Genomic DNA, 3,279 nt, shown 5'->3' with positions numbered 1-3,279 from the left:
CTCCAGTTCCAGTTGAGTACTCTGCAACTGTTTGAGCAGCGCTTCCTGCTCGCGACGGCTTTGCTCCAGCGCCTCTACCTGCTGCTTCATCGCCTTGCTCTGGCGATACAGATCCACGAACACGTTGACCTTGCTCTTGACCGCATGGATATCCAGCGGCTTGTGCAGGAAATCCACCGCGCCGCTTTCATAGCCTTTGAACGCGTAGTTCAACTCGCGACCGGCAGCACTGACGAACACGATCGGGATGTTTTTGGTTTTTTCCGTACCGCGCATCAATTCGGCCAGCTCAAAGCCATTCATGCCCGGCATCTGGACATCGAGAATGGCCAAGGCAAATTCGTGCTGTAACAGAAGCGACAAGGCTTCGTCGGCAGACAAGGCTTTGTAGACCACGCGGTCTTCCCGCTTGATCAGCGCTTCGAGCGCCAACAGGTTCTCTGGCAGATCGTCGACGATCAGCAATTTGGCTTGGATGTTACTTAACATGCTATTCGTTCCAGCTCGACAAGCAGACGGCCGATGCCGCGGACAGTGAGAATATGGTCAGGCTGCTCAATATCCAGCGCTGCCTGAGGCATGGTCGCGACCTGCGCTTCGGTCGGGTCTTGCACGATGGTCAGGCCACCGCGACGCTTAACGTGGGAAAGGCCACGGGCACCGTCGCGATTGGCCCCCGTCAGCAACACAGCGGCCAAGGCCGGACCGTAGGYATCGGCAGCGGACTCGAAGAGATAATCGATGGCGGGACGCGAATGATGCACGCGATCTTCCAGACTCAAGGAGAAGCTGTGGTCCTGTTCCACCGACAAGTGATAACCGGGTGTAGCGAAATACAGCGTCCCGACTTCGACCCGGGTTTTATCGGTCGCTTCCCGAACAGGCATCGAGACCCGGCGTGCAAACACCTCGGCCAACAAGCTGCGGCGCTCGTCGGGCAGGTGCAGCACCACAATGATCGGCAGTGTGAAGCCTTCACGCAGCGGGCTGAGAATAGTGAGCAACGCCTCCACGCCGCCGGCCGAAGCGCCGATCACGATAGCCTCGATTGAAGGAACATCTCCAGCGTCGCTCATGATTTTCGGTAGATCCGTTCTTGTTTGACCAACGGTTCGAACTGGTTGCCGTAGGCCGAAAAATCCGGTGTTTCCTTACTGCCCAGCACCAGGAACCCGCGATGACAGAGGGACTCATGGAACAAGCCGAACGCGCGATCCTGAAGTTTTTTATTGAAATAAATCAATACATTACGGCACGAAATTAATTGAGTCTCTGAGAAGACACTGTCCGTCGCCAGGCTGTGATCGGCGAACGTCACGTTCTCACACAGGCTCTTGTCGAAAATCGCGTAACCATAAGCCGCTGTGTAGTAGTCGGCGAATGAACACTGGCCACCGGCCTGCTGGTAGTTAGAAGTGTAGGCCCGAACATTTTCCATGGAGAAAATCCCCTGCTTGGCCTTTTCCAGCGAACGTGGGTTGATGTCAGTGGCATAAATGATGGTGCGGTCGAGCAAGCCTTCTTCGCGCAGCAGAATCGCCATCGAATAGACCTCTTCACCGGTACTGCACCCGGCAATCCAGATCTTGATCGATGGATAGGTCTTGAGCAGTGGCACCACTTCCTTGCGAATCGCGAGGAAGTGCGAAGGGTCGCGAAACATTTCACTGACCGGGATCGTCAGCAATTGCAGCAATTGCATGAACACGGTCGGATCGTGCAGCACCTTTTCTTGCAGGGCCGAGATGGTATTGCACTCGAATTGTGTCAGCGCATGATTCACCCGGCGCTTGATCGAAGCGCCTGAATAGTCGCGAAAGTCGTAGCTGTACTTGAGGTAAATCGCCTCGATCAACAAGCGCAACTCGATTTCGCTGTTTCGCTCCAAGGAATAAATGCGTTCCACTAAATACGTTCCATCTTCGGTAACCACACGCGAATCAGCGAGAACAGGCGATCCAGGTCGATGGGCTTGGCCAGATAATCATTGGAGCCGGCCTGCAAGCAGCGCTCCTGATCGTCCTTCATGGCTTTGGCCGTCACCGCAATGATCGGCAGCTTGCGCCAGCGCGGGTCCTTGCGGATCTCGATAGTGGCTTGGAAGCCATCCATCTCCGGCATCATCACGTCCATCAACACCAGATCGATGTCCTCGACTTCATTCAGTCTTTCAATCGCTTCACGTCCATTGCGGCCAATGACCACGACAGCGCCCTTTTGCTCCAGCGCACTGGTGAGGGCGAAGATGTTGCGTACATCGTCGTCCACCAGCAGCACCTTGCGACCCTCGAAAACCTTGTCGCGGCTGCGCGCGGTCTTGAGCATCCTCTGCCGTTCATGGGACAACTTCGATTCGACTTTGTGCAGAAAGAGTGTGACCTCATCCAGCAAACGCTCGGGCGAGCGCGCGCCCTTGATGATGATCGAGCGTGAATACTTGCGCAGTTCCGCCTCTTCATCGCGGGTCAGGTTGCGTCCGGTGTAGACAATCACCGGCGGGAACGAGCAGATGTCTTCCGTGGACATGCGCTTGAGCAAGTCGTTGCCGAGCATGTCCGGCAATTTCAGGTCGATGATCATGCAATCGAAAATCGTCGTGCGCAGCAAGTCCAAGGCGTCCTGAGCCAGGCCAACGGCCGTAATCTCGATGTCTTCGTCGCCGATCAGGCGGGCAATGCTGTCGCGCTGTAAGTCGTCATCTTCCACCAGCAGCACCCGTTTGACCTTCTGGGTCAGCTTGGCTTCGAGACGGGCGAACACATCCTTCAGTTCTTCACGGGTAGTCGGCTTGATCGCGTAACCGATGGCGCCCATGTGCATCGCGGCTTCAACCCGGTCTTCAACGGAAATCACGTGCACCGGAATGTGCCGGGTTTCGGCGTGTTCCTTCAGGCGTTGCAACACCGTCAGCCCGGAATGATCCGGCAAGCGCATGTCCAGCAAAATGGCATCGGGAATAAACTCCTTGGCCAGGTCATAACCTTCGTCGGCACCGTGGGCGACCAGGCACTGATAACCCAGCTCGTGTGCAAGATCGTAGAGGATGTGCGCAAAGTTGGGCTCATCTTCCACCACCAGAATGCAGCGCGTCTTGAACGGCGCTTGGGTGCGGTCGTCGTTGAAGCGAGGAATATCCGCCTCGGAAATCAGTGGCACCAGCGCTGCCGGTGCCACGCGATGGGTGATTGCCACGGTCGAAGCCATCATGGGTTCGACAAGCGCGTCGTTCGGCTCGACGTATTGCTGAGGCAAGACCAGGGTGAACACACTGCCCTGCCC

At 56.4% G+C, this 3,279-nt stretch carries 4 protein-coding genes; all 4 read right to left on the bottom strand.

Going from position 1 to position 3,279, the window contains the following annotated elements; all coding sequences use genetic code 11:
* On the bottom strand, window positions 1-489 hold a 489-nt coding region (locus AC1DSG_RS29430), incomplete at its 3' end, for a response regulator (protein ID WP_477794014.1).
* Complete coding sequence (locus AC1DSG_RS29425) at window positions 483-1,076, bottom strand: chemotaxis protein CheB (protein WP_477794013.1); 594 nt, start codon at window positions 1,074-1,076, stop codon at window positions 483-485. The genes AC1DSG_RS29425 and AC1DSG_RS29430, both read right to left, overlap by 7 nt.
* Window positions 1,073-1,906, bottom strand: coding sequence for a CheR family methyltransferase (locus tag AC1DSG_RS29420; RefSeq protein WP_477794012.1), 834 nt, complete (start codon window positions 1,904-1,906; stop codon window positions 1,073-1,075). The genes AC1DSG_RS29425 and AC1DSG_RS29420 overlap by 4 nt, the downstream gene beginning before the upstream one ends.
* A partial coding sequence (locus AC1DSG_RS29415) for a response regulator (RefSeq protein ID WP_477794011.1) occupies window positions 1,906-3,279 on the bottom strand: 1,374 nt, incomplete at its 5' end. The genes AC1DSG_RS29415 and AC1DSG_RS29420, both read right to left, overlap by 1 nt.

Source organism: Pseudomonas sp. P5_A12, from assembly GCF_056400685.1.
Note: the sequence above shows the minus strand (reverse complement) of the source record. Positions and strands in the feature narration are given on the sequence as shown.